The organism is Massilia sp. CF038, assembly GCF_900129765.1.
Taxonomy (GTDB): Bacteria; Pseudomonadota; Gammaproteobacteria; order Burkholderiales; family Burkholderiaceae_D; genus Telluria_A.
The window spans coordinates 1,069,065-1,095,651 of the sequence record NZ_FQWU01000001.1 but is presented as its reverse complement, the minus strand read 5'-3'; the positions used below and the strand labels follow the sequence as shown (position 1 = coordinate 1,095,651).

The window sequence follows — 26,587 nt, the reverse complement described above, 5'->3', positions numbered from 1 at the left end:
GGCGCGGTCGGCCATTTCGCCACCAATAAGCAAACCACCACATCGCCCTCGCGGAGGCGGGGGCCCATGCCATATGTCCGAATTCGGAAAAGCGGTATGGGCCCCCGCCTTCGCGAGGGCGATGTTCGGGCGGCAGTCGATCGGCGCGGTCGGCCAGTTCGCCACCAATAAGCAAACCACCACATCGCCCTCGCGGAGGCGGGGGCCCATGCCATCTGTCCGAATTCGGAAAAGCGGTATGGGCCCCCGCCTTCGCGAGGGCGATGTTCGGGCGCCAGTGGATCGGCGCGGTCGTCGAACAGCGCACAGAATACGGCAAGTTCGAGACCAATAAGTAACCCACACCGCCTTCGCGAAGGCGATGCTCGAACGGCTATACTGTTGCCCATGCACCCGTTCCTGTCTTACTCCATCTTGGCCACAGCGCCCGCGCGCCGCACGCTATTGCGTATGGCGCCGCTGGTCCTGGCGTTGGCATTGGCCCCCTGCTTGCCCGCCAAAAGCAATGACGCGCTGGCCTTCTTGCGGCCCGCACCTTACTGGGAGGAGCAAGGTCCCGGCAGGCTGATTACGGTGCGCTACCACGGCCGTCACGTCACGATGCACAGGGCCGGTCTCGAAACGCTGCTGCGCTGCGCCCAGATCGCTGCGCAGGCAAACAAGCCCTACTTCGCGCTGTATCAAAGTCTGCCCGATGCGCTTGCCGACAAGCGCAGCGCCGCGCCGCAGGTCACCACGCTGGTGCAGCGGCCGTCGGCCCTGGCCTATATTCTTCTGGAAGATGCGCCCGGCCCCGGGCTGCTGTCCACCGCGCAGCTGCTGCGCGAGCTCGAAGCGCAGCTCAAGGAGGACCAGTAATGAACCGTAGCGCTATTGCAGCGGGCATGCTGGCGGCTCTGACCGCAGCGGGGTGCGCCACGCCGGTGTATCAATCCCAGGCCGGGATGCCAGCCGCGCAATTGAAGACCTCTCCCGTCATCAACAGCCAGCTGTGCCTGGCGAGCGGCACGGCACAGCTGGCCGCATCAGCCGATGGCTTTGCGGCCATCCCGGCGGGCCGTCCCCTGCACATTGTGTTTGAGCGGCGCGAGCGTCAGGTTCGGTGTGCCATTGGCCTTCGCTTTACGCCCGAGGCGGGACGGCGTTACGTGTTTGTGATCGATACTGCGGACGAGTCGTGCCTCAATCAGATTGTGCTGGAGGACCCGAGCACGAGAATCGGTATTCGGGAACTGCAGGCGCTGACGCGGGCAGCCGATGAGTGCGGCCACTAGGGCGCCAGGGGCAGGGTCACCTGCTATCATTACGTCTGCTGACTCCACCTTCCAAGAAAGTGCATCCATGCTGAACAAATTGTCCCCCGCCCTGCTCTGCGCCACCCTGGCACTGGCGGGATGCGCCACCCAGACGCCGGCCGGCGGCGAGGAATCGGGTACGACGCTCGATGTGTTTGTGCACAACGACGTGCCTGGTGCGGCCACAATGAAAATCAGCCTGGTGAACGCCTATGCGGATGCCACCACCTGCGCCAAGTCGGTGTCGATCGCCAGGAAGGGTTTCATGAAGGATCAGGATCAGCACAGCACGATCAAAATCCCGGCCGGAAAACCCTTTACTGCCAGCGTGGCCACCTCCTGGACCCGCTTTGGCGCTGGCGGGAATGACTACTGTTCCGTGACGGCCACCTTCACGCCGCAAGCGAACACGTCTTACCGCGCCTTGCTCAAGCTGAACAACGGCGCCAATTCCTGCCAGTTGCAAATTGCAGACCAAAACAATCGGGAAGTCCCCTTCCAGGCGCCGGCATATTCATGCGATCAGTCGATGGGAACGGCGAAGAATGGCGCAGTGGGATTCCGCAGCGTGACGCCAACCGGGCTGATTATTTTCGTACCGCGCTAAGCGCCGCGACGGCGCCGCCGTTACGGCGCTAGCAATTCTGATATTTCCAGTTGCGGCCCTTGCCTTCGGCCAGCCACACGAGCGCCTGCGCCATGCGCCGCAGGCGGGTCGGCTCGGTCTTGGCTTCTTCGAGCCAGTCGACGTACTCGCGCCGAAAACTCAGGCTGCCCGCGTCGAACACCTGCCGCGCTGCCTGATTGGCCTTGAGCGCTTCGGCAAAATAGGCTGGTACCAGCAATGCGCGCGGGGCGGTTTTCGGGCGCGCCCGCACCACGCCCGCCTCGCTCAATGTCATCGCCTGCCTGATGTAGGTGTGCAGCGTTTCCGGCGGCGGCAGATCGGATAACGCGCTGATCCGGCCCAGATGTCCCATGGCTTCCTTCTGCCCAGCAGGGAACATGGTGCCCCCGTTCCAGAAGCCGAAAGCGCAGTGCGCCTTGAAGGCTGACATATTGCACAGAATCGCACCCTGATACATAAAGTGGGGCATGCCCACTTGATTGTTTCGGTGAGCTCGGGACAGGCGCCGTGCACCACGGCGCGCAAATGGCCGAGAATGGGCTGCGCAAACGGGGCGGCGTTGGCGATGTAGGCGTCGATGCGGGGATCGGTGACAGGCATCGGATCAATATAGCAGATCCGATGCCAATTGAAAGCGCCAGACGCGCCTAGCGCTGCGCCGTCACCGGCTTGCCCTTCATGCGCTGGAAGGCCGCGCTGTCGGGCCGGAAGAAGGCGGCGCTCATCTTGCTGGCCAGGGCATCAAAGGCGCGCTCGGCCATCACCGCATACACGGCGCTGTCGGCGGGCCCCTTGGCCTCCTGGCCAGGTGGCAGCTGATACTCCACGCGGAAGTGATCGGGCGGCTCGACTTCCATTTCGAAGCGCCAGGCCGGCGCATCGGGGCCAATTTGCAGGCCGGACTGGAAACGCGCGACCAGACCGACAAAACCACGCTGGGTTTTTTCCAGCGTATACAAGGCGCCTGAAGGCTCGATCTGATAGTTGATCGTCAGTGCAGGCAGGGCGCCGTCCTCGCCAGGTGCCGCCTCAAGCGACAGCACATCATTCGAAAACACTTGGCGGAATCCGGCCACCAGGCCGCTGACAATGCGCGCTTCGCGCACAGCCGCGCTGTCGCTGCCGAAATGGCTGGCAGCGGGAATGATGTCCATGCCGTTCGCCTTGCCTTGATTGAGCTTGATGCGGCGGTCCATTTCGGCCATCGCTTCATTGGTTGGGCGAACAAAGCGAATGCCAACACGCGGGTTGCCGCGCTGTTCCAGCACTTGCAGCAGCTGTGTCATCGAAGGCAGCAGCGCCGGATCGGCGGTGGCAGCCTGCGTGGCAAATTTTGCCAGCGCGTTTTGGTACAGGACATGAATCGCCTTGGCCACGTCCGCATTCAAACCGGCTTTCGGATAGCGCTGCAGCACTTTGCGCAGCTCGGTCACCGATTTCTTCTTGCGCACTTCCTCGAACGCGACCCGTGGCAGTGCCGCGCGTATCTCGGCCACGTAGAACTTGCCGTCATACAGGTAGCCCTGGTAGGCGGCCTCCGTGGCCAGGCGTTTGGCATTCTTGTAGACGGCGACATCGGCCACGGCATTGCGCGCGCTCCACACGGCCGGTGTGGCAACCAGCGCGATGAGAATTGCAGCGGCCACCGGCATGGCCAGCACGCGCTGCACTGGCGACATCGGCTCCGGTTCGGGACCCTGCGGCGCAACCCATCCCTTGCGGCGAATTTCGAAAAACGGATCAAGCCGCAGCAAGGCCGCCACGTCGTTGCGGTCAAACGCGCCGCGCGACTGCGCCTGCAAAGCATCGAGCTTCTGCCAGAATCGTTCGGCCTTCTTTTTACCGCTCACCATCCACTTGCGGCTGCTGCGATCCTTGAACTTGAACGCGAATTCCGTCTGCACGTACACGCCATTGATATGCTGGTGTGTGACCTTCAGGTCGTCCAGCTGGGTCAGGTCGAATACCTTGAGCATGCGCTGGCGCGCGTCGACCATGGTAAAGCCAAACAGGTATTGCGCCGGCTGAAAGCCGAACAAGCGGTCCAGGCGGCGGAACTGGACGACGCGCACGCCAATATAGGCCAGCACAACCAGCAGAAAGGCGTAGAGCACCATGATCGCCTTGTTGTCCCACAGCGCATCCTTGCCAGGAACCCCGAATTCGAACGACATCAACAGGACCAGCATCCACGCAAAGAACAGCGCCCCAAGGGCACGCGTAATGTAGAAGTATTGGTGGGTGCCCCCGTCCTGCAAGCGGTAGGTCTCGTCCGTGATGCCCCGGGCCAGCTGGCGCTGGATGCGCTCTGGCAGCCGGCAAAAGTCGTATTGATGCGATGACACGAATTGGAACCCCTGTTATTGACGCCCGGAAGGCAAGTTTTCAGCAATGAAACATGAAATTATTACATGAAAACAGTCAATACAAACAGCATAGAAGTCGCACAATCAGTCGCGCTGCGTGCTTTCCGTTGTAGTCGCGAAACAAATGTACTCGCCGACCATGGGCACGGCAGCGCCATCGAGCTGGCCCAGTTCGGCAGGACTGAGCAGATCGATGCTGTCATTGATCGAGCGCAGCGCGAAACCGTTCGCCGCCACAAAATCGGGCAGCTTGGCGCGCTCCATGGCCGACATGAACGGCTCGCCGCGCAGCTTGAGCCAGAAATCGATCAGGCGGCTGGGACGGGTGAAATTGGGACGGCCGTCGGCCTGGGGCGCAAGCCAGGTGAACGCCGCGCAGCAATCCGGCGCTGCTGCCGCCATCTGCCGGAACAAGCCGGCCACCGCATCGAGCGGCACATACATCAGCAGACCTTCGGCCACAAACAAGGTAGGCACGTTGCTCTCGAACGGCGGGCATTGCGCCAGCACGGATGCGAGCGGCTGCTGCGCCAGATCGACACCCAGGTACACGATGGCCGCGCCCTGCGGCCCCACTGCCGCCCGCTTTTTCAGCTGGGTGGCGGGATGGTCGATCTCGAAGCAGCGCAAATGGGGATGGACAGCGAGCAGTTCGGCACACAAGGTATCGAAGCCTGCGCCCAGTACGACCACCTGGCGGCAGCCACCCTCTACCGCCTGTTGCGCGAGCTGGCGCAGGCGCCGTTTGCGCAGCGCGAAGTGGAGCGAGATGCCGGGCAGCGTGGTCCGTTCCGCCCACAGCGCCAGACGGCGAAACCAGCGCTTTTGCAGCAGCCGCGCCAGACCGGGATAGGCTTTGCGCAGCAGTGCCGCGCCGCGCTGCTGCGCTTCGGCCGGCATCAGGTGCGTCAATGCGCGCGTGTCGGTGGCCAGTTGCAGACCGGCCGCCACAATCAGAGCGGTGTTGCTTGGCTTGTTCTCCTTCATGCTGCCAGCTCCACCGGCGCGGCCGCGGAAAGATCGCGATAGTGGCGGTACCAGTTGCTCTGGAAGCGCTCTTGCGGATCGAGGCGGCGCTTCCATTCCAGGAACTGGTCGAAGCGCGGGTGGCAGGCGCGCACCTGTGCCAGCGTGGCCGCCTTCGAATAGGTCAGGTAGTAGCTGCCCTCGCGTTCGATGGCGAGATCGATCAGGCGCCGGAACGCCTGCATGGTCGCCTCGATACCTTCAGCCGTGTGCGGCGTGTGCAGATTGAAGATGACGCAGGCGTAGTCCTGGCTGGCCCATGGCATGAAGCTTTGGTCGTCGCGCTCGATCAGGCGGATGGTGCCGTAGATCAGATCGACACCGTGCAGGCGGAAGTCGGCGGCCGCGCCGCGCATGAAGTCCACCAGGCGCGCGCGCGGCACATAGATTTCGCCGATCATCTCCGAACCGCAGTGTCCCAGCATGGTATCGAGCTCCGCGTGATAGCCGTCCAGGTAGGTACTCTGCTGAAGCCGGTCGCTCCAGTAGACCTGGCCGCTGCTGGCCAGATAGTAGCTGGAATAGCGTTCGAAGGCCGCGCTCTTGTCGGTGTGGGCCAGCGCCAGCAGGCCGCGCCAGTCGTCAGGCGACAGTTCGCGCTGGGTATCGAGCGGCGTGGCCTGGTCGACCGGCAGGTAACACGAGAACACGCCCTTGTGCAAAAAGTCGCCACTGGCAGGATCGATTGCGAACTGGAAGTCGCCAAAGGTGTAGCCATACAAAATGCGGTCGTCAAACGCTACCATCAATTCATCGAGTGTCAGCAGCGAGACATCGCGCCGCATCTTGACCCGAGGGGCCAGGCGCAGCGTGACGCTGACAATCACGCCAAACATGCCGTAGCCGCCGATGGCAAGACTGAACAGCTGGGCCTCGCGTTCACGGGTGCACACTTTCAGTTCGCCTTGCGCATCGATCAGGGTGAAGGCTTCGACGTCGTCGATGAACGGCCGCATGCGCAGGCCGCGCCCGTGCACATTGGCCGACAAGCAGCCGCCCAGACTGAGCGCATCGGCGCCGGTCTGCTTCTGGCGGATACCCCAGCGTGGTTCCGCGTTGCTCGCTTCCAGAAAATCGATCAGGGCTGGCCACTGGATCCCCGCTTCCACCTCCACCAGTCCGCTGCCAGCATCAAAAGCGAGAACGCGGTCCAGATGACCCATGTCGAGCAGCAGCGCGCCTTCGCCAAACTGCTGGCCGCCCATGGCGTGGCGGCCGCCGCAGATGGCGACTGGCAAGCCGAGCGCGGCGGCGGCGCGCACCGCTGCGCTGACTTCGGCCACGCTGTGGGGCGTGACAATGCGCGCTACGCGGGTGGCGTTCAGGGCCGAGTGGATGTCATTTACGATGGGGAAAATGGTTGAAGGGTGCATGGCGCGATCCGGTTGAAAGAATGGGGCCATTGTGTCGTAGCAGTTCGATTAACGATACCTGATACTAAATAGTACTGCAATACAGGACCATTGAGGCCATCCCGCTTGCCTGGTCGCTCGGCAAATGGCGGCCGCAACTGGCAGATCTGCCAGTTTGTTGCTGCGCTGTGAGTTGAATGATTGCCAATTGTGGTGCGGAAATTACATCCCGGCTGAATGAAAAAAAGGCTGCTAGGTTGGCACATCAAGCACGCGTAGATTGAGCGTGTTCGCGCATTTACAACCTGGTCGCGAATGCCCATTCACTGCGTCACCTCATCTGGAGCACACCATGTTTGAGAACTCTTTAGTCGCACCCTCATGCCGTCTGTTACTCGCCGCTACCCTGCTGCTGGGTGCCGCCCAACCTTACGCGATGGCCAGTAGCGGCGCCGTCTTTGGCTCGGTCGTCATTGGCAATGGCCGGATCAATATCGGCGATGCCTTGCTTTCGCCGAATCAGGAGTTTTCCGCCGCGACCACGGCTGACGGCAATTTCTGTGTGACCGGTGAATATATCGGTAACACGATATGGTGTGCCCGTAACACCCCGTTACCGACCGCGACCTACTACACCACTCTGCGCACCGACGCCAACCTGTGCACCTATCGCGACGACGGCAGCACGGCATGGTGCCGCACCAATGCCGGCCTGCCCGTCGGGCCGGTCTTCCTGTCGGTGGCAGACAATGCCAACCTGTGCGTCTACCAGGGCACGCCAAGCGCGCCTGTGTTACCAGCAGTGTGGTGTTCCAATGTCACCGCGACGGCGCCCGCGCATCCACCTGTCCTGCAGTACGGTCAGATCTACAACCTGCAAAATGGGTACATGAATTCGACCGGGGGCTACCTTGATGTTCGCACAGCTGGTTGCGAAAACAATCTGCTCTGTGTTTCGACGGCGTATTCGTATAACCGTCTTCCTGGCAGTGGATCATGGATGCTGGTGTCAGCCGAGGGCAAGGCCAACGGGAGCCAGGTGCGCACAGGCGACCATGTGTATTTGAAGAATCAGTTCCAATACACCAGCGAGACACCGCCCGCCAGCGGGATGTTTGGTGGCTACCTTGCCGTCAAGGGAGTGGGCTGCGAACTCAACGTACTATGCGTATCCACCGCCACGACCGCCCCAGCGCCGTTTAACGCCAGCGTGTGGCAGATTATCGGACCGCGCACCAATACCTATCAGAACGAAATGCTCAATCTGCGTAGCGACTATGTGAGTCTGGCCGGCTACACCTATCTGGACGTTCGCTCATCGAACTGCGAGCAAAACTACCTGTGCGTGTCCACCAGTGCCAGCCCGAACCGCGACCAGGGCAGTGGATTCTGGCGCTTCCAGATTGCCTCGACCAAGAAATAAGCCGGCACTGCCACTACATCGCCCTCGCGCAGGCGGGGGGCCCATGCCAAGTTACCGAAGTCGCACGCATGGCATGGGCCCCCGCCTTCGCGAGGGCGATGTAGGGGTTCGATTGCGATGTAGGGGTTCGCTTGCGATGCGACGCAAAAAAACCGCCAGGGCTTGCGCGCTGGCGGTTTTTTACTGGCCGAAGCCCTTACCGATTACTGCGCAGCTGGTGCCGCTTCCGCGCCTTCAGCAGCTTTCATCGACAGCTTGAGGCGGCCGCGGTCATCGGTTTCCAGAACCTTGACGCGCACTGCCTGGCCTTCTTTCAGATAGTCGGCAACAGCGTTCACACGCTCGTTGGCGATCTGCGAGATGTGCAGCAGGCCGTCCTTGCCTGGCATGACCTGAACGATCGCGCCGAAGTCCAGCAGCTTGAGCACCACGCCGTCGTAGGTCTTGCCCACTTCCACCGAGGCGGTCAGTTCTTCGATGCGGCGCTTGGCTTCCTGACCGGCAGCAGCGTCGACGGAAGCGATGGTGACCACGCCTTCGTCGCTGATGTCGATCTGGGTGCCGGTTTCTTCGGTCAGCGCGCGAATGACGGCGCCGCCCTTGCCGATGACGTCACGGATCTTTTCCGGGTTGATCTTGATGGTGATCAGGCGCGGTGCGAAGTCCGACAGTTCGGTCTTCACGTGCGGCATGGCCTTCTGCATTTCGCCGAGGATGTGGTGGCGTGCTTCCTTGGCTTGCGCCAGTGCCACTTGCATGATCTCTTTGGTGATGCCCATGATCTTGATGTCCATCTGCAGCGCGGTAATGCCTGCTGGCGTACCTGCGACCTTGAAGTCCATGTCACCGAGGTGATCTTCATCGCCCAGAATGTCGGTCAGCACGGCGAACTTGCCGCCTTCCTTGATCAGGCCCATGGCGATACCAGCCACGTGCGCTTTCATTGGCACGCCAGCGTCCATCAGTGCCAGGCAGCCGCCGCAGACGGACGCCATCGACGAGGAACCGTTCGACTCGGTGATTTCCGACACCAGGCGCACGGAGTAGCTGAAGTCTTCAGGGTTAGGCAGAGCGGCAACCAGAGCGCGCTTGGCCAGACGGCCGTGACCGATTTCGCGGCGCTTTGGCGTACCAACACGGCCGGTTTCGCCGGTGGCGAACGGAGGCATGTTGTAGTGCATCATGAAGTCGTCGGTGTACTCGCCCATCAGCGCGTCGATCTTCTGGCTGTCGCGTGCGGTGCCGAGGGTGGCCACGACCAGCGCCTGGGTTTCACCACGGGTGAACAGGGCCGAACCGTGGGTACGCGGCAGGATGCTGGTGCGAATTTCGATCGGACGCACGGTGCGGGTGTCGCGGCCGTCGATACGTGGCTCGCCGTCCAGAATCTGCGAACGCACGACTTTGGCTTCGATGTCGAACAAGATGTTGCCCACTTCGGCCGAATCCGGTGCCGATGCGCCGATCGAGGCAGCTTCCGCGGCCAGAGCAGCGGTCACTTCAGCGAAGGCAGCCTTCAGCTTGGCGGTACGGGCTTGCTTGTCGCGGGTCTGGTAAGCATCGGCGATTTTGGCATCGGCGAAGTGCTTGACGCGGGCGATCAACGGCTCGTTCTTCGCTGGCGGCGCCCATTCCACTTCCGGCTTGCCGCCGTCGCGTACCAGATCATGGATCGCGTCGATGACAGCTTTCATCTGGTCGTGGCCAAACACCACGGCGCCGAGCATGATTTCTTCGGACAGCTGCTTGGCTTCCGATTCCACCATCAGCACAGCCGTTTCGGTACCGGCAACAACCAGGTCCATTTCCGAGGTTTTCAGTTCGGTGGTGGTTGGGTTCAGGATGTACTGGCCATTGGCGTAGCCGACGCGCGCAGCGCCAACCGGGCCATTGAATGGCACGCCCGACACGCACAGCGCGGCCGATGCGCCAATCATGGCGGCGATGTCCGGATCGATCTCAGGATTGACCGACAACACGTGGATGATGACCTGGACTTCGTTCAGATAACCTTCAGGGAACAGCGGGCGGATCGGACGGTCGATCAGGCGGCTGGTCAGGGTTTCCTTCTCGGATGGACGGCCTTCACGCTTGAAGAAACCGCCCGGGATTTTACCGGCTGCGTACGTCTTCTCAACATAGTCAACAGTCAATGGGAAGAAGTCCTGGCCTGGCTTGGCGTCTTTGCGCGCAACCACGGTAGCCAGAACAACGGTGTCTTCAATCGACACCATCACGGCGCCGGAGGCCTGACGAGCGATCTCGCCGGTTTCCAGGGTGACTTGATGCTGGCCGTACTGGAAGGTTTTCGTAACTTTATTAAACATGGGTAATCCCTTTCTATTTGCCGACAGATTTTCAGGGGCTGTCGTTCACCTCACCACAGGCAATACAGATTGCCTTTACTACAAAAACGGGACTACAAAAACAAAATGCCCGCGACAGCAAGCTGCGCAGGCATTTGTTTTTAAACTGGATTACGCAACAGTGATTACTTGCGCAGGCCGAGTTTGGCGATCAGATCGCGATAACGGGTAGCGTCCTTGGACTTCAGGTAGGACAGCAGGCTCTTACGACGGTTGACCATCATGATCAGACCGCGGCGCGAGTGGTGATCTTTCTGGTGGGCCTTGAAGTGGCCGTTCAGTTCGTTGATGCGTGCGGTCAGCAGTGCGACCTGAACTTCTGGGGAGCCGGTGTCGTTTTGGGCACGGGCGTTGTCCGCGATAATCGCGGCTTTGTTGATGTTTTCTACGGTCATGATATTACCTTTCACATGCGGTGCAAGAGTCGTAACCCAGCGCACCGTGAACTTCGATTGATGAACCAGCCAAAACGGCCAGACCCGCAAGTATATGCGAAAACGTATCGTGTCGCCAGTGCAGATTGGATGCAGACGGCGCATCATGGTCATTTTTCACCGCTGACGGTGGTTTTTATGCCTAAAGTCATCTTTATCGCAGCGCTAAGCTGCCTGCTGAGCGCGTGCGCCCTGCTGCTGCGCCCGCCCCCGCCCGTCGGCGCCACGGCTGCCGAGGTGCAAGCGGCCTGGGGCCGGCCCACCGCCCGCTACACCGGTGCCGACGGCGAGGTACTCGAATATGCCAAGGGCCCCATGGGCCAGCAAACCTGGATGGCACGCATGGGACCGGACGGGCGTCTGCGCCAGTTTGAACAAGTGCTCACCGACGACAAGTTCGGTACCCTCAAACCGGGCCGCAGCACCCAGGCAGAGGTGCTGCGCGCGGTGGGGCGGCCGACAGAAAAATCTTACCTGGACATTCCCAAATTGCAGGTCTGGTCTTACCGCTACCGCGAAAGCGAGGTGTGGAATTCCATGATGCATCTGCACTTTAATCATGACGGCGTGCTAACAATGATGATGAATGGACCAGATCCGATGTATGAATATAATGATTCCAGCCGCGATTAACTTGCTCTGAGGCAATTTAACAACAGAAGACACACTTTTCTGGCGTGCGCGTTGACTTGGGTTAAAGGTTCCCGTTAAATCGTAAACATACGCATTTGACTGGCGTAACTGCAAATCTTTCATTCCCACCAACATTGAAAGCCACCCATGTCCCTCAAAGTATTTGCTGTCGCCTTGCCCCTGCTTGCGCTGCAAGCCCCATGCATGGCGCAGGATCTGGAAAAAAAAGGCCTGCCCTGCGTGGCTGAGCTGTGTCTGGGTGACGGCCTGGCCGAATTGTCCAAAATTCAGTGGGCACCAGCGCAGAACTCCTTCAAGGTCAACAACAAATTCCAGCTCACCGCCACCCGCAAACTCAGTGATGACGACCTGCGTGCCCTGCGCGGCACCTGGCCCAGCGCGGGTGATGCAGCGCCCTATTTGCACGACAAGCAGTTCGATACGGGCGCCCTGCCCTTGCTGCCCAAGATCATGGCCGCGTGCGAATCGAACGAGTTGTTTGGCACCTTTGGCGCCGACAGCGACACGCCGACCCGGGTTGGCATCAGCCTCACGCCCAGCCTGAGTGATCCGGCCAAGCAGGAGTGGATTGTCACCACCATCGTGCGCGAATTCCCGTCTGCAGTGAGCAACGACGACAAATCGATGATGACCAAGCTGCTCAACAAGCGCTACGCCAAATTTGGCGCCGGCCGGGTCGATGTACCGCCAGCGCAGGTGGGCGAAGGCCGCTACTTCCCGGGCGGGATGAACCGCTTCGGCTTCGGTCTGTCGCTGTACCGCGGCAACGACGAATCGGCGCGCCTGAAGAGCAATGCCGCCTGCAGCGCAATGGACAAACCCAAAGCTGGATAATTTACCTTTGCCGCCATGAAGGCGCGCCAGACGAGCCCAAACGGCCCGCCTGGCGCGCCTTTTTACATGCAAAGGTGATATCCAGCGCCATCCACCTATACTCCGGTGGATGTCCTCCACGTCCTATCCATTTCACCCCAGGCGCCGCTATATCGGCCTGGTGATCACGCTGCTGCTGCATCTGGCGCTGGCCTGGATGTGGCTTGCCGCGACGCGCCTGAAACCGCTGGCCGATGCGCCACGGCTGGCGATGCAGTGGATCGATGTCAAATTGCGGTCAGCGCCGCGTGTGCCGCAGGCCGTCCCCAAGCCGGTGCCGAAGCCGAAGTCCGAATGGCGCCCGCCGGCCAGCGCAGCCGCGGCGCGGCCGACGCCATCGGTGCCACTCGAGCCCGCCGAGCCGCCACCCGCTCCCGTGACCGACAGCCCGCTGGCGGCACCGGCCACGGCCCCGAGTGCGGCCGACATGCTGGCCCAGGCCAAGCGCGACATCGGCAAGTTCGACAAAGAGCTGCGCAAGGAATTTGCCAAGAAAGGCATCAGCAAACCTGAAACCTCGCCGCAGCAACGCCTGGCGCAGGGTATTGAAGATGCCTATGATGCGGTGCCACCGAAGTGGTACCAGTCGGCCAAGATCAAGGAAATCATCGACCCGGGCGGCTATGGCCGCAAGCGCTACCGCATCACCACGGCCTTGGGCACCTACTGCATGACTTACGAGTCGCCCAACTCGCCCACGGCACAACTCGACCCAAGCAAACGGGTGGAGCCGAAAATGACCAATTGCCCGCCCAACGAGCAGCCTGCCACCACGCAGAAATGGTGAACGCCGCGTAAAATTTGGAATCGCTTCCAGTATTGTGCTATGTTCTACAAAAAAACACCATACTGGAGACAAGCAATGCACAGCACCATGGGCACCACGGAGATCTTCCTGATCGCCATGCTGATCATCTTTACCGTTCCCTATCTGATCTGGCGCGTTGCCGATACGGACTACTACGCGCCGCTGGTGGTGGTACAGATCATCACCGGCATCCTGCTGGGCCCGGGCGTGCTGGGGCGCGCCTATCCCGACTACTATCAGTTCGTCTTCAACCCGCAGGTGATTGGTTCACTCAATGGCGTGGCCTGGTGGGCAGTGATGCTGTTCGTGATGATTGCAGGGATCGAGCTCGATCTCAAGAAAGCCTGGGAGCACCGGCGCGAAAGCGTGATTACTGCCTCGCTGGCGCTGGGCACGCCGCTGCTGTTCGGCTGCGTGGCCGCACTGGGCATGCTGGGCTACGCCGGCTGGGTCGGACCGAACGCCCAGTCCTGGCAGTTCGTCCTGGGTATTGGCATGGCCTGCGCGGTGACAGCATTGCCGATTCTGATTCTGCTGATGGAAAAACTGGAGGTGCTGCGCGAACCGATCGGCCAGCGCATCCTGCGCTACGCCAGTCTGGACGACATCGCCATCTGGGGCGTGCTGGCCCTGATCCTGCTGGACTGGGACCGGGTCGGACGCCAGCTGGGATTCTTGCTGTTGTTTGGCGCGGCCACTTTTGGTTACCGCAAGCTGATGGCCTGGCTGCAGGCACGCGACCGCTGGTATGTGGCGCTGATCTGGCTGGCAGCATGCGCCTTTGCTGCCGACTGGGCTGGTCTGCATTTCATGGTGGGCGCCTTCCTTGCCGGCGCCGTGATGGACGCCGAGTGGTTCGACCAGAAACAGCTCGATCTGCTGCGCCACCACGTGCTGCTGGCCATCATGCCGGTATTTTTCCTGTCGACCGGGCTGCGCACCAACTGGGCCATGGGCGGTTACGCGGTGTTTGTTGCGGCGGCCGTGCTGCTGCTGGCATCGGTGAGCGGCAAGCTGGCCGGCGTTCACGCCGCCGGCAAGATCCTGAAATGGGGTCCAGGCGAAGCGTCCATCATAGGCTGGCTGCTGCAGACCAAGGCGCTGATCATGATCATCTTCGTCAATATCCTGCTCGACAAGGGCATCATTACCAGCGAAACCTTCACCGCCCTGCTGCTGATGGCCATTGCCAGCACCATGCTCACGGTGCCGGTGGTGGCGCCCAAGCTGCGGCGGGTGGCGGCGCTGGTGTTCAAGGCGAGCTGACAGGCTGGGGGTTACGCAAGGCAGCCAGGCCCAGATGCGCCAGCTCGGTCACCCAGCTGCGCGTATAGGTCTGGCGCCCGGGCGCAGCCGTGATACGCGGCAGTGCGCCATCCATGACGACGATGAAGACTTCCTCACCAATGGCGAGCAGGTATTCCGGCGCCGCGTCGGCGTTCGCTGCCGGGCCATGTTGGAGGCGTGTAAAAAGGACCCGATTGAGCGTATCGATCGCGCATGGCCAGTCAGGCGCCGTTGGATCATGCGCCGTGCGTTCAAGGCCGGACAGATCGAGCCGCTCGAACCAGCTTGCATCGAGCCGGCCGGGCTTGAAGCGCGTCAGCGCAGCAAGGGGCGCGGGCGCGGCGGGTTCGTCCGGAATTTCACGGATCCGCGGCCTCGATGCGGTAGAAAACACGGTCAACAGAAAGATCAGCACCAGACCAACGGGCACGGTGATATACAGGAGCAATGGGCTCCAAAGCATGGCAACAATCGGTCCGCCCACGCCTGGAATAATGCATACCAACTCGTGGGGACCGTCGCAGGCAAGCAGGAAGGTCAGAATATATCCCAGCGCAAATAAAAATGCAGGGGCAATCATCAGAAGGAAAATGATACTGACTGCCTTGCTGTTACCGCGCGTTTCCACCGTCTTCATGTTTTCCTTCGCTGGTGAGTTCACTCAACTCGGCGCAATGCGTGGCACTGCGATGTGCCTGTCCCATCGATCACCCGCTGGTATGCGACCCAGGTGGCGACGATGCGATCGCCTCCCTGGTGGCGTGCTACTTCCCGAATATTTTCAAGAAAAAAATCAATACGGCGCCCACGGGGCCGGTGATACACATGAGAAATCCGCTGTACAACAGAGCGACGATGGGCGTGTTCATTGCGGGAACGCTGCACTGCATGCCAGGCGCGATAGCGCAGGCGAACAGCAGCGACAAAACGAAGCCGAGTGCGCATGCAATTGCAGGCGCGATCATCATAATGAAGATGATTTTCACTGCAATGCTGTCACGCGGTTTTTTCACTGTTCGCATGAGTTCCTTCTTAAAAGTGATGGATGCGATGCAGGATCGGCGGCGCACATCCAGGCAGATGCTGAGGGATCGCATCCCTGGCGCGCCATTACGGTCGGGATGACGGCCCGCCGGCAGGCAGCGTGTCTGACGATTTCTTGTGCGCCCGCCTGGCAGAGGCTCGGAGGAATGCAAGCATCAGCGCGCCGGCGGGCATGGTAATGAAGCTCAGTACCGGACTGAGCCACAGCGCCAGGACCAGATTGCCCGTGGACCCAACTTTGCAACGCAATTCATGCGGGCCATCGCACTGAAGCACAATGGCGAGCAAGATGCCCAGCGCGAACGTCGCTGCGGGCGCAAACATCAGGCACCAGGCGAACACGACTGCCCTGCTCGGCTTTTGTTTCTTTAACTTTCGCATTCTGTTCTCGATGATTCCAGCTTGCGCATTCGCGCCAATGCGCCCCCTTCGGGGATCGCAGCGCAATTATCATCCGAGACAAAGAGCACGGGCAAAACAAACACCGTCGACGCCCCCGCTGCACGCCGTCGTATCAAAATCAGCTACTTTGAATAAAGTCAGCCTTGCTGCGGATTGACCCGCTCCACTTTTGAGTGCAGCTTGTTCAAGCCGGACAGATACGCCTTGGCCGAGGCCACGATGATGTCCGGGTCCGAACCCACCCCGTTGACGATGCGGCCCGAGCGCGACAGACGCATGGTCACTTCGCCCTGTGACTGGGTGCCGTTGCTGATTGCATTGATCGAGAACAGTACCAGCTCGGCGCCACTGGCCGCTTCCTTTTCGATGGCATTGACGGTGGCGTCGACCGGACCGTCCCCCTGGCCTTCACAGCTGTATTCCTTGCCGTCGATGGCAAACACCACTTTTGCACTGGGCACCTCGCCCGTTTCCGAGCGCTGTGCCAGCGACACAAAGCGGTAATACTCGCCTTCGTGCGCATGGTCTTCGGCCGATACCAGCGCCATGATGTCTTCGTCGAAGATCTCGCTCTTGCGATCGGCCAGTTCCTTGAAGCGGGCAAAGGCGGCGTTGACCTCCGCTTCCGATTCAAGCTCGATGCCCAGTTCCTGCAAGCGCGCCTTGAACGCATTGCGGCCCGACAGTTTGCCAAGCACGATCTTGTTGGCGGTCCAGCCCACGTCTTCGGCGCGCATGATCTCGTAGGTTTCGCGCGCTTTCAGAATGCCGTCCTGGTGGATGCCGGAAGCGTGGGCAAACGCGTTAGCGCCCACCACGGCCTTGTTCGGCTGTACCGCAAAACCGGTGATCTGCGAGACCATCTTGGAGGCGGCCACGATCTGGGTGGTGTCGATGCCCAGCTGCAGGCCAAAGTGGTCGCCGCGCGTGCGCAGCGCCATCACGACTTCTTCGAGTGCGGTGTTACCTGCACGTTCACCGAGGCCGTTGATGGTGCACTCGATCTGGCGCGCGCCACCGATCATCACGCCGGCCAGGGAATTGGCCACTGCCAGACCCAGGTCGTTATGGCAGTGCACCGACCAGATGGCCTTGTCCGAATTGGGAATGCGCGCCCGCAGACGGGCAATGGTGGCGCCAAACACTTCCGGCACCGCGTAGCCGACAGTGTCAGGGAAATTGATCGTGGTCGCGCCTTCGGCGATGACCGCTTCCAGCACCCGGCACAGGAAGTCTTCGTCAGAGCGGCTGCCGTCTTCCGGACTGAACTCAATGTCATCGGTGTACTGGCGCGCGCAGCGGATGGCGATCTTGGCCTGCTCCAGCACTTGTTCGGGCTCCATGCGCAGCTTCATTTTCATGTGCAGCGGCGAGGTGGCGATAAAGGTGTGGATGCGCTTGCGCGCTGCCGGCTGCAAGGCTTCGGCCGCACGCGCGATGTCACGGTCGTTGGCGCGCGAGAGCGAGCAGACGGTCGAATCCTTGATGGCTGCCGAGATGGCGCGGATCGCTTCAAAGTCGCCTGGCGAGGCGGCCGCGAAACCAGCTTCGATCACATCAACGCGCATGCGTTCGAGCTGACGCGCGATGCGCACCTTTTCATCCTTGGTCATTGAAGCGCCGGGCGACTGCTCGCCGTCACGCAGGGTGGTGTCAAAGATGATCAGGCGGTTCGAATCGGTCATGGCAGCTCCAGTAGGCAAAGTAAATGCGAGCCGCCACCACATCGTCCTCGCGAAGGCGGGGACCCATTCCACGTTTCCGAATTCGGTGAAGTGGTATAGGCCCCCGCCTGCGCGAGGGCGATGATTCACACGTCAGTGGCGCTCGCTCGGATCGTTCGATTCGTCGTCGGTCTGCACGATGGACACCGGCTTGCCTTTGGCAAGGCGCCAGAAATACACCGCATACCCGGACAAACCATACAAAACAAAAATCGGCATCAGCACTTTCGGTGGGTCGATCGAGACCAGCGCCAGCGCCAGTGCAATCAAAAACACCACGATGAACGGCACCGACTTGCGGAAGTTCACGTCCTTGAAGCTGTAGTAAGGCACATTCGTGACCATGGTCAGACCGGCAAACAAGGTCACACCAAACGAGACCCATGCCATGGTCAAAGGCGCCCAGTCGAGGTCGGGCGCGAAATCGGTCATGATCAGGATGAAGCCTGCCACCATGGCTGCCGCCGCAGGGCTGGGCAAGCCCTGGAAGAAGCGTTTGTCGACCACTTCGATATTGGTATTGAAACGTGCCAGGCGCAGCGCAGCGCCAGAACAGTAGACGAAGGCGGCAATCCAGCCCAGTTTGTGGTCCAGGCTATGCAGCGACCATTCATAAATGACCAGCGCCGGCGCCGCGCCGAACGAGACCATGTCGGACAGACTGTCGTACTGGGCGCCGAATTCGGACTGGGTATTGGTCAGGCGGGCGATGCGGCCATCGAGCCCGTCGAGAATCATGGCGATGAAAATCGCCCAGGCCGCGTGCTCGAACTTGTAACTCATGGCCATGATGATGGCGAAAAAGCCGCAAAACAACGCAGCCGTGGTAAAGGCATTCGGTAGCAGGTAGACGCCGCGCCGGCGTACCTTGTTACCTTCGGCATCGAATTTCGGGCGCGTGATCCGACTGAAGCGCGAGATTTTCTTCGCTTTCGGTGTGACGCCCTGTTTTCTGCGGCGGGGGAAGGTGGCCATAAAATTCCGTTTCAAGTGTTGGTACCGCGTGCTGCGGTCTTGCCTTCCTTATTATAGAGGGCAGACCGCCGAGGACGCGAGCTGATGTGCTTACTTGAATCTGACCTTTCCTACGAGACGCATGCTGAGCGTGGTTTCACCGGGTTCAAAACTGGGTTCTGCGTTGGCGCGATCATATTCGGCCCTGCTGCGAATCCGCGAGCCTGTGAGTTCGACACGCTGGAACTCGCCATTGAGGCCTGAGGCACCGTCAAAATCGACACTTTCAAGTACGGCATCAGTGACCTTGCGCCCCATCGCCGTGGCAATTGAGGCGATGCGCTCGTTCAGATTGCGGTAGGTGGCCGCGATACGCACATCATCCTGGCTGCGGACGGTCGCGTCAGTCAGTCCAAAGATCACATCCTTCACACCAAGCACTTTTTGCGCAGCCGCCGCCAGCTTGGGCAGACTGGCCAGATCGGTTGTGGTCAGACGCACCTCCTGCTCAAAACGCCAGCCCAGCGAGGTGCGCGGGGCGTTTGGCGTGCCGCGGTCAGCGAACATTTCATACAGAAGGTAGCCACCTGACTTGAGCGTTGCCGACGGTGCCTCCTTGCGCAAAATCGCGATTCCTTCTTTCATTTTCTGGTTTGCACGCGCTTCGGCGGCGCGCTTGTCCTTGTCCTGTTCCATCACTGTGAACACGACGATCGCCTGGTCATTTGGCTGGGTCGTCTGGCCGCTGGCCGACACGATGACCAGGGTGCCGGCGGTCGCCAATGACGTCTGGGCCTGGCTCTGGACTGCAAGCAGCATCAAGGCCAGCAAAACAATTTTTTTCAAAAACATGATGACTCCGGGTCGAAAGCGCGGGACACCATGCCCCGCTCAACTTTATCCCCGGAAAGATACCCGGAATCATCAATTACTTGTACAAAAATCAGTTACTTGAACTTCACCTTGCCCACCAGACGCATTTGCAGCGTGGTTTCACCAGGTTCAAAGCTCGGTTCCGCCACTTCGGCCGATTCCTGCATGCGGCCCTTGGCGCGCATCATCATGGGGGCACCGGCCGCATCGGACGACTGGTTGCCTGCGTAATTGCCCGAGCCTTCGAAATCGACCGTCTCCAGCGTGGCGTCGCCCACTTTGCGGCCCATGGCACCAGCGATCGAGGCAATGCGCTCATTGAGATTGCGATAGGTTTCGGCGATGCGTTTGTCATCGAGCTGCTTGGTGGTGGCCGGGCTGAGGCCAAAATTGATGCCGTTCAGGGCCGCGACTTTTTGCACGGCCGCGGTCATTTTTGGCAGGCCGCCGATATTGGTGGTTTTCACTTCCAGATACTGGCCAACGCGCCAGGCGATTGGCTTGGGCGGCTTGGGCGGCGCCACCGGTTGCTCGGGCGCGTTCATCACGACTGGCGGCTGCGCTTCCGGATAGACCGGGTAAGTGTAGTAGCCCATGGTCTTCAAGCTGGCCTTGCTGTCTTCCTTGCGCACGATGTCGGTGCTTTGCTTCATCTTCTGGTTCACGCGCGAGGCAGCGGCGGCTTTGTCCTTGTCCTGCTCTTCCACCATGAAGTTGACGGTCGCTTCGTCGTTGACGTGCGTGACTTCGCCGTAGGCGGGAACGATGACGAGCGTGCCAGTGGTCGGCAAGGTCGATTGCGCCTGGGCCTGCGTGGCCAGGGCGACTGCGGCGAGAATGGCGATTTTTTTGAGGGTCATTATTTGATTCTCCAGTAAGTGGCAAGCGACACAGGTGGCTTGATTAACTGGAAAGATACCCGGAATCCATACTTCGGCGTGCGTTTGATACGCACGGTTGCAAATGAATGCGATTTACTACATTTGAAGGGCCACACATCGCCCTCGCGGAGGCGGGGGCCCATTCCACGTAACCGAATTCGGTAAAGTGGTATAGCCCCCCGCCTCCGCGAGGGCGATGTGGTGGTAGGCTTAGTTCTTCGACTGATCCACCAACTTGTTTTTTGCAATCCAAGGCATCATGGCGCGCAGTTTTGCGCCGACTTCTTCGATCGGGTGCTCGGCGGTCAGGCGGCGGCGGGAAATCAGGGTCGGGGCGCCGGCCTTGTTTTCCAGGATGAAGCTCTTGGCGTATTCGCCGGTCTGAATATCCTTCAGGCACTGGCGCATCGCATCTTTGGTGGCCGAGGTCACCACTTTCGGACCGGTCACGTACTCGCCGTATTCCGCGTTGTTCGAGATCGAGTAATTCATGTTGGCGATGCCGCCTTCGTAGATCAGGTCGACGATCAGCTTCAGCTCGTGCAGGCACTCAAAGTACGCCATTTCCGGCGCATAACCAGCTTCAGTCAGGGTCTCGAAACCGGCCTTGATCAGTTCCACGGCGCCGCCGCACAGCACGGCCTGTTCGCCGAACAGATCGGTCTCGGTTTCTTCACGGAAGTTGGTTTCGATAATGCCGGCACGGCCGCCGCCATTGGCCATGGCGTACGACAGGGCGATATCGCGTGCGGAGCCCGACTTGTCCTGGTAGACAGCGATCAGGTGCGGCACGCCGCCACCTGCTGCGTAGGTGCCGCGCACGGTGTGGCCCGGGGCTTTTGGCGCGATCATGATCACGTCCAGATCGGCGCGTGGCACGACCTGGCCGTAGTGCACATTGAAGCCGTGCGCGAAGGCCAGCACCGCGCCCTGCTTGGCGTTCGGTGCCACGTTCTCGTTGTAGACCTGGGCGATGTTTTCGTCCGGCAGCAAGATCATGATGATGTCGGCCGCCTTGATGGCGTCGTTGACTTCCGCGACTTTCAGACCAGCTTGCTCGACCTTGTTCCAGGAAGCGCCGCCCTTGCGCAGACCGACGGTGACGTTCACGCCGGAATCGTTCAGGTTCTGTGCGTGCGCGTGGCCTTGCGAGCCGTAGCCGATGATGGCAACGTTCTTGCCTTTAACGAGGGAGAGGTCGCAGTCTTTGTCGTAAAAAACGTTCATGATATTTCCTATAATTTTTGTGTTGGGTTTGTGCTTTCAAGCACGGTCTAAACTTTGAGGATGCGTTCGCCGCGGCCAATACCGGATCCACCCGTACGAACCGTTTCGAGGATGGAGGCGCGGTCGATGGAATCGATGAACGCGTCGAGCTTGCCCTTGTTGCCGGTCAGCTCGATCGTGTAGGTCTTTTCCGTGACATCGATGATGCGGCCGCGGAAGATATCCGCAGTGCGCTTCATCTCTTCGCGTTCCTTGCCCACCGCGCGCACCTTGATCAGCATGAGCTCGCGCTCGATGTGTGCGCCTTCGGTCAGGTCAACCACTTTGACCACCTCGATCAGGCGGTTCAGGTGTTTGGTGATCTGCTCGATGATGTCGTCCGAGCCGCTGGTGACAATGGTCATGCGCGACAGGGTCGGATCTTCGGTCGGGGCCACCGTCAGCGTTTCGATGTTGTAGCCGCGCGCCGAGAACAGGCCGACCACGCGCGAGAGCGCACCGGCTTCGTTTTCAAGCAAGACAGAAATAATGTGGCGCATTACAAGTCCTCCGATCCGAGCAGCATTTCGGACAGACCCTTGCCCGCCTTGACCATCGGCCAGACGTTTTCAGACTGGTCGGTGATGAAGTTCATGAACACCAGACGGTCTTTCATGCCGAAGGCTTCGCGCAGCGCGCCATCGACATCGCCCGGTTTCTCGATCTTCATGCCCACGTGACCAAACGACTCGGCCAGCATCGAGAAGTCTGGCAGCGAATCCATGTAGGACTCGGAATAGCGCGAACCATAATCGATCTGCTGCCACTGGCGGACCATGCCAAGGAAGCGGTTGTTGAGCAGAATGATCTTTGGCGTCAGATGGTATTGCTTGCAGGTGGCAAGTTCCTGGATGCACATCTGGATCGAGCCTTCGCCCGTGATGCAAGCCACCGTGGCGTCCGGGTTGGCCATTTGTACGCCCATGGCGTACGGCAAGCCCACACCCATGGTGCCCAGACCACCGGAATTGATCCAGCGGCGCGGTTTGTCGAACTTGTAGTACTGGGCTGCCCACATCTGGTGCTGACCCACGTCCGAGGTGATGAAGGCGTCGCCCTTGGTGATGTCCCACACTTTTTCCACCACCGACTGCGGCTTGATGACCAGGTCGGAATCGGCGTATTTAAGGCAGTCGCGGCCGCGCCATTCCTTGATCTGTTTCCACCAGTCTTTCAGGCCGGCCGCATTTGGCTTGGCTTCGGCCGCGTCCAGCTGGGCCAGCATTTCCACCAGCACTTCCTTGACGTTGCCGACGATAGGGATGTCGACCTTCACGCGCTTTGAGATCGACGATGGATCAATGTCCACATGAATGATCTTGCGCGGGTTGGAGGCGAAGTGCTTCGGGTTGCCGATCACGCGGTCGTCGAAGCGGGCGCCAATGGCGATCAGCACGTCGCAGTTCTGCATCGCCATATTGGCTTCGTAGGTGCCGTGCATGCCGGGCATGCCGACAAACAGGTCGCTTGACGCGCGGTAGGCACCGAGCCCCATCAAGGTATTGGTAACCGGGAAGCCCAGTTTGTCGACCAGCTTGTTCAGCTCGGGCGCCGCATTGGCCAGAATCACGCCGCCGCCGGTATAAATCATCGGCCGTTCGGCGGCCAGCAGCAGCTGGACAGCCTTGCGGATCTGACCCGAGTGGCCCTTGTCGACCGGCTTGTACGAGCGCATCTCGATATCCTTCGGATAGTCGTAGACGCACTTGTGCATGCTGATGTCTTTGGGGATATCGACCAGCACCGGTCCTGGACGGCCCGTTCTGGCGATAAAGAATGCTTTTTTGATGGTCGCAGCCAGATCCTTGACGTCTTTGACGAGGAAATTGTGCTTGACGCAAGGGCGGGTAATCCCGACCGTGTCGCATTCCTGGAACGCATCCTGGCCAATTGCATGGCTGGGCACTTGTCCGGAAATCACAACCATCGGAATCGAGTCCATGTACGCGGTCGACAGGCCGGTCACGGCATTGGTCACACCGGGACCGGAGGTCACCAGGGCAACACCAACGGTGTTCGAGCTGCGCGAATAGGCATCGGCCGCATGCACAGCTGCCTGCTCATGGCGTACCAGGACGTGTTGGAATTTGTCTTGCTGGAAGATTGCGTCGTAGATGTAAAGGACGGCTCCGCCTGGATAACCAAAGACGTGCTTGACGCCCTCTTCTGCCAGACAACGCACGACAATCTCAGCACCCGTGATGGGAGCTGTTGTTTCGTTGTTCATGATACATTCCTTTCAAAACCCATTGGGAGGTGATCGGATGCTCTTTCCTAACGAGACACGCGTGTCGCAACATTAGCTCATGCTCCCCTTTTTCTGCGGTCACGTCGATCTTTCACGTACCCATAGATACGTTACGAACCGGCGCTAAACGCAACTCGTTTGGCGTGAGTTTTTGTAGCGATTACTGCGAACCTCTCGCGCTTGTGGCACGGGTCAGAGCAAACTGCCTACATATGAAAGCACGTCAGATCGAGGATGGCCTTTTGTGCCGGTCTCAACATGACCATACAGCTTCGGGGTGGCAAAGCGTTCTATACCTTACCGCGCTGCACCATTTTGGTCAAGATAAAAAATAGGCAAATTCGCTGATTTCGGCGTGAGAAACGGGCGATTTGCGGTAATTTCAATGCAAAACTGCCCATAATTTGCTAGCATGCGTCAGTTTTCCGAATAGCCACACCCCACCTCCGCGCATGGCCACAGACAAAGAACTATCCGATTTCCTCGAAAGTGTGGAACGGCGCGCCTTCAAGCAGGCAGCTTACGCTGTGCGCAAGGACGAGTCCGCACTCGATATCGTGCAGGACGCGATGATCAAGCTCGCCGAAAAATACGGCGACAAACCCGTGGCCGAACTGCCGATGCTGTTTCAGCGCATTTTGCAGAACACCATCCTCGACTATTTCCGCCGCGAGAAAGTACGCAACACCTGGGTCAGCCTGTTTGGCGGCATGGGCAAGCGCGAAAATGAGGGCGAGGAGTTTGATATACTCGAATCGTACGAAGCGGAAGAAGGTTCCGCGGCGGCTGAATCGAGTGCCGACCAGATCGAGCGCATGCAAACGCTCAGTTTGATCGACGCCGAGATACAAAAGCTGCCGGCGCGTCAACGGGAAGCCTTCCTCATGCGTTACTGGCAAGACATGGACGTGGCTGAAACAGCCGAAGCAATGGGATGTTCGGAAGGTAGCGTCAAGACGCACTGCTCGCGTGCAACCCACGCCCTCGCTGAATCGCTGAAAGCCAAGGGAATTACATTATGAACGCCGACGACCTCAATTTCGCGTACAAAGTACGCCACGCACTCAACGAACACCTCGACCATCTTCCTGCATCGACAGCGGATCGTCTCGCTTCTGCACGCAAGGCCGCCGTCGCGCGTAAAAAACCGCATCGTCCCGTGCTGGTTGCCACGGGTCAGCTGGCGGGCCAGATCGGCGCCTTCTTCTCGTTTTCCTTCCTTGGCCGCATGAGCGCCATTGTGCCGCTGCTGGCCCTGGTCGCTGGCCTGGCGGGTATTTACCAGTATGAAGAACAGCAGCGTATTGCCGAAGTGGCTGAACTGGACGCGGAAGTACTGTCCGATGAATTGCCGCTGACCGCGTATCTGGACGAAGGCTTTAACGCTTACCTCGAGCAACGCGCACAATGACGGGCGGTCGCTTCAAAATCGCCACTGGCCTGGTCATTCTGGGGCTGGCCGCCCTGGCGCTGGCGCAAGTGCCTGCATCTGCCCCTGCGCCCGCGGCCCAGCCCGTCACCAAGACCGCCGCAACGCCTGCGGCCATGCCCGTCCTGACCGACAAACCCCTTTGGAAAGAATTGAGCGCCCCGCAAAAGCTGGCGCTCGACCCGCTCAAGCTCGAATGGGACCGCCTCGACAGCGCGCGCAAGGCCAAGTGGATCGATATTGCCAATCGCTATTCGTCGATGAAGCCGGATGAGCAAGTGCGCGTGCAGGACCGCATGCGCGCCTGGACGCGGCTCAGTCCGGAAGAGCGCCGCGTCGCGCGCGAGAACTATACTCTGAGCAAAAAGATCGACAAGACGGAAAAAGCATCCCAGTGGGAGCAGTACCAGCAATTGCCGGAAGAACAAAAACGCAAGCTGGCCGCTGATGCCGCCGTCAAAAAACAGAAGCAGCCGGTCACGGCGCTGCCGCCGAAGACCCAGCCTAAGGCGATTGCCCCGATCAAAAAGATCCAGTGCCCGGCCGGCACCGTGCGCAACGCCAATCCGGTTGGCCCAAGCTGCGTTCCAGGTGCCGCCACGCCCGCTGTCATTCCACCTCCACCGGCCGCGCCGGCAGTACCTGTTCCCAATGCAAAATAGTACGTCGCAACTTCCCACACCTTCCCTGAAACGCCGTTTGATCAGCCTGGTTTATGAAGCCTTTCTGGTCACGGCTGTGTCGGCATTCGGCATGCTTGTGTTTGTCTTGATCGCGACGCCGTTCCACAATGAAACGTTGCTGTTCTATGGTCGCCAGATCACCTTGTTCCTGGTCGTGGGCGCGTATTTCATCCACGCCTGGACCGGCAGCGGCTTCACGCTGGCCATGAAAACCTGGCGCATCAAGATCGTCATGCTGGGCCATGCAAAAGTGCCACTTAAAAACGCCATCATCCGATATGTGCTGGCCTGGGGCTGGATTCTGCCTGCACTGGCCGGCAGCTACGCGCGTCACCTGACGCGTGGCCAGACCGCTGCCCTGCTTGGCGTCGGCATCCTCGGCTGGGCCATGACGGCTTTGTTCGACAAGGACCGCCAGTTTCTGCACGACCGGCTGGCTGGCACCCGCCTGATTTCGCTGCCCAAGCCGGAAAAGAAGACCAAGGCCGCCGCTTAAAGTTTCTGTAACGCACACAGAACGCATGCCCGCTTCACATTGATTCCTTAACATCGTTTCCTTCACAGGAGACAG

27 protein-coding genes are annotated in these 26,587 nt (G+C 60.1%); 13 read left to right on the top strand and 14 right to left on the bottom strand.

The annotated features are described in order from the left end of the window. The first annotated feature begins 450 nt into the window (after positions 1-450). The 3 genes from BUC24_RS05050 to BUC24_RS05040 all read left to right on the top strand — a co-directional run bounded on the left by BUC24_RS05050 (position 451) and on the right by BUC24_RS05040 (position 1,902). On the top strand, positions 451-858 hold the full coding sequence (locus tag BUC24_RS05050) for a hypothetical protein (RefSeq protein WP_143167388.1): 408 nt from the start codon (positions 451-453) through the stop codon (positions 856-858). Then, the gene (locus BUC24_RS05045; RefSeq protein ID WP_073213008.1) at positions 858-1,274 is read left to right on the top strand and encodes a hypothetical protein; all 417 of its coding nucleotides are present in this window, start codon (positions 858-860) and stop codon (positions 1,272-1,274) included. Before BUC24_RS05050 ends, BUC24_RS05045 begins: the two co-directional genes overlap by 1 nt. Positions 1,275-1,341: 67 nt before the next feature. Next, positions 1,342-1,902, top strand: a complete 561-nt coding sequence (locus tag BUC24_RS05040) for a hypothetical protein (RefSeq protein ID WP_073213007.1) — start codon at positions 1,342-1,344, stop codon at positions 1,900-1,902. 28 nt (positions 1,903-1,930) lie between these two features. On the opposite strand, the gene BUC24_RS05035 is transcribed toward BUC24_RS05040, so the two are convergent. From BUC24_RS05035 to BUC24_RS05020, 4 genes are all read right to left on the bottom strand, one after another. Next, complete coding sequence (locus BUC24_RS05035; protein WP_229448035.1) at positions 1,931-2,392, bottom strand: YdeI/OmpD-associated family protein; 462 nt, start codon at positions 2,390-2,392, stop codon at positions 1,931-1,933. 178 nt (positions 2,393-2,570) lie between these two features. Then, a complete protein-coding gene (locus tag BUC24_RS05030; protein ID WP_073213006.1) occupies positions 2,571-4,268 on the bottom strand; it encodes a hypothetical protein in 1,698 nt (565 codons plus the stop codon). Positions 4,269-4,373: 105 nt separating this feature from the next. Next, positions 4,374-5,276: a class I SAM-dependent methyltransferase gene (locus tag BUC24_RS05025; RefSeq protein ID WP_073213005.1), complete on the bottom strand. Its 903-nt coding sequence runs from the start codon at positions 5,274-5,276 to the stop codon at positions 4,374-4,376. After that, positions 5,273-6,688, bottom strand: coding sequence for an FAD-binding oxidoreductase (locus tag BUC24_RS05020; RefSeq protein ID WP_178372478.1), 1,416 nt, complete (start codon positions 6,686-6,688; stop codon positions 5,273-5,275). The genes BUC24_RS05025 and BUC24_RS05020 overlap by 4 nt, the downstream gene beginning before the upstream one ends. A 331-nt stretch (positions 6,689-7,019) precedes the next feature. Between BUC24_RS05020 and BUC24_RS05015 the strand changes: the two genes are divergently transcribed. Then, positions 7,020-8,090: a hypothetical protein gene (locus tag BUC24_RS05015; RefSeq protein ID WP_143167387.1), complete on the top strand. Its 1,071-nt coding sequence runs from the start codon at positions 7,020-7,022 to the stop codon at positions 8,088-8,090. Positions 8,091-8,293: 203 nt separating this feature from the next. On the opposite strand, the gene pnp is transcribed toward BUC24_RS05015, so the two are convergent. Continuing rightward, a complete protein-coding gene (gene pnp, locus BUC24_RS05010; RefSeq protein WP_073213002.1) occupies positions 8,294-10,417 on the bottom strand; it encodes a polyribonucleotide nucleotidyltransferase in 2,124 nt (707 codons plus the stop codon). A gap of 164 nt (positions 10,418-10,581) precedes the next feature. Beyond that, positions 10,582-10,851 carry a 30S ribosomal protein S15 gene (gene rpsO / locus BUC24_RS05005; RefSeq protein WP_073214802.1) on the bottom strand — a complete coding sequence of 90 codons (270 nt, stop codon included), beginning with the start codon at positions 10,849-10,851 and terminating at the stop codon, positions 10,582-10,584. Positions 10,852-11,028: 177 nt separating this feature from the next. On the opposite strand from rpsO, the gene BUC24_RS05000 reads away from it, so the two are divergent. From BUC24_RS05000 to BUC24_RS04985, 4 genes are all read left to right on the top strand, one after another. After that, positions 11,029-11,523 carry a hypothetical protein gene (locus BUC24_RS05000; protein ID WP_073214799.1) on the top strand — a complete coding sequence of 165 codons (495 nt, stop codon included), beginning with the start codon at positions 11,029-11,031 and terminating at the stop codon, positions 11,521-11,523. A gap of 147 nt (positions 11,524-11,670) precedes the next feature. Continuing rightward, on the top strand, positions 11,671-12,378 hold the full coding sequence (locus BUC24_RS04995) for a hypothetical protein (protein ID WP_073213001.1): 708 nt from the start codon (positions 11,671-11,673) through the stop codon (positions 12,376-12,378). 109 nt (positions 12,379-12,487) lie between these two features. Continuing rightward, a complete protein-coding gene (locus BUC24_RS04990; protein ID WP_073213000.1) occupies positions 12,488-13,204 on the top strand; it encodes a hypothetical protein in 717 nt (238 codons plus the stop codon). A 75-nt stretch (positions 13,205-13,279) separates the two neighbouring features. Then, positions 13,280-14,491: a cation:proton antiporter gene (locus tag BUC24_RS04985; protein WP_073212999.1), complete on the top strand. Its 1,212-nt coding sequence runs from the start codon at positions 13,280-13,282 to the stop codon at positions 14,489-14,491. On the opposite strand, the gene BUC24_RS04980 is transcribed toward BUC24_RS04985, so the two are convergent. Next, entirely contained in the window at positions 14,478-15,149 is a 672-nt protein-coding gene (locus BUC24_RS04980) for a hypothetical protein (protein WP_073212998.1), read from the bottom strand. The two genes, BUC24_RS04985 and BUC24_RS04980, sit on opposite strands and share 14 nt — an antisense overlap. Positions 15,150-15,190: 41 nt before the next feature. On the opposite strand from BUC24_RS04980, the gene BUC24_RS26565 reads away from it, so the two are divergent. Then, a complete protein-coding gene (locus BUC24_RS26565) occupies positions 15,191-15,637 on the top strand; it encodes a hypothetical protein (RefSeq protein WP_143167386.1) in 447 nt (148 codons plus the stop codon). Between the two features lie 458 nt (positions 15,638-16,095). Here BUC24_RS26565 and BUC24_RS04965 read toward each other — a convergent pair whose 3' ends face one another. The 7 genes from BUC24_RS04965 to BUC24_RS04935 form a co-directional block, all read right to left on the bottom strand. Next, positions 16,096-17,643 carry a 2-isopropylmalate synthase gene (locus tag BUC24_RS04965; protein ID WP_073212995.1) on the bottom strand — a complete coding sequence of 516 codons (1,548 nt, stop codon included), beginning with the start codon at positions 17,641-17,643 and terminating at the stop codon, positions 16,096-16,098. Positions 17,644-17,775: 132 nt separating this feature from the next. Beyond that, entirely contained in the window at positions 17,776-18,657 is an 882-nt protein-coding gene (gene pssA, locus BUC24_RS04960) for a CDP-diacylglycerol--serine O-phosphatidyltransferase (protein WP_073212994.1), read from the bottom strand. Between the two features lie 90 nt (positions 18,658-18,747). After that, positions 18,748-19,488, bottom strand: a complete 741-nt coding sequence (locus tag BUC24_RS04955; protein WP_073212993.1) for an SIMPL domain-containing protein — start codon at positions 19,486-19,488, stop codon at positions 18,748-18,750. Between the two features lie 95 nt (positions 19,489-19,583). Further along, positions 19,584-20,369 (bottom strand): SIMPL domain-containing protein, encoded by a 786-nt coding sequence (locus tag BUC24_RS04950; protein ID WP_073212992.1) that lies wholly within the window; start codon positions 20,367-20,369, stop codon positions 19,584-19,586. A 231-nt stretch (positions 20,370-20,600) separates the two neighbouring features. Then, positions 20,601-21,617 carry a ketol-acid reductoisomerase gene (gene ilvC / locus BUC24_RS04945; protein WP_073212991.1) on the bottom strand — a complete coding sequence of 339 codons (1,017 nt, stop codon included), beginning with the start codon at positions 21,615-21,617 and terminating at the stop codon, positions 20,601-20,603. 47 nt (positions 21,618-21,664) lie between these two features. Then, complete coding sequence (gene ilvN, locus BUC24_RS04940) at positions 21,665-22,156, bottom strand: acetolactate synthase small subunit (protein ID WP_073212990.1); 492 nt, start codon at positions 22,154-22,156, stop codon at positions 21,665-21,667. Then, on the bottom strand, positions 22,156-23,883 hold the full coding sequence (locus BUC24_RS04935) for an acetolactate synthase 3 catalytic subunit (RefSeq protein ID WP_073212989.1): 1,728 nt from the start codon (positions 23,881-23,883) through the stop codon (positions 22,156-22,158). The genes ilvN and BUC24_RS04935 overlap by 1 nt, the downstream gene beginning before the upstream one ends. 473 nt (positions 23,884-24,356) lie before the next feature. On the opposite strand from BUC24_RS04935, the gene BUC24_RS04930 reads away from it, so the two are divergent. The 4 genes from BUC24_RS04930 to BUC24_RS04915 are packed head-to-tail and all read left to right on the top strand — an operon-like array spanning position 24,357 to position 26,512. Next, positions 24,357-24,926, top strand: coding sequence for an RNA polymerase sigma factor (locus tag BUC24_RS04930; RefSeq protein WP_073212988.1), 570 nt, complete (start codon positions 24,357-24,359; stop codon positions 24,924-24,926). After that, the gene (locus BUC24_RS04925; RefSeq protein WP_073212987.1) at positions 24,923-25,315 is read left to right on the top strand and encodes a DUF3619 family protein; all 393 of its coding nucleotides are present in this window, start codon (positions 24,923-24,925) and stop codon (positions 25,313-25,315) included. Before BUC24_RS04930 ends, BUC24_RS04925 begins: the two co-directional genes overlap by 4 nt. Next, positions 25,312-25,995 (top strand): DUF3106 domain-containing protein, encoded by a 684-nt coding sequence (locus tag BUC24_RS04920; RefSeq protein WP_073212986.1) that lies wholly within the window; start codon positions 25,312-25,314, stop codon positions 25,993-25,995. Before BUC24_RS04925 ends, BUC24_RS04920 begins: the two co-directional genes overlap by 4 nt. After that, on the top strand, positions 25,985-26,512 hold the full coding sequence (locus BUC24_RS04915) for an RDD family protein (protein WP_073212985.1): 528 nt from the start codon (positions 25,985-25,987) through the stop codon (positions 26,510-26,512). Before BUC24_RS04920 ends, BUC24_RS04915 begins: the two co-directional genes overlap by 11 nt. Positions 26,513-26,587 lie beyond the last annotated feature (75 nt).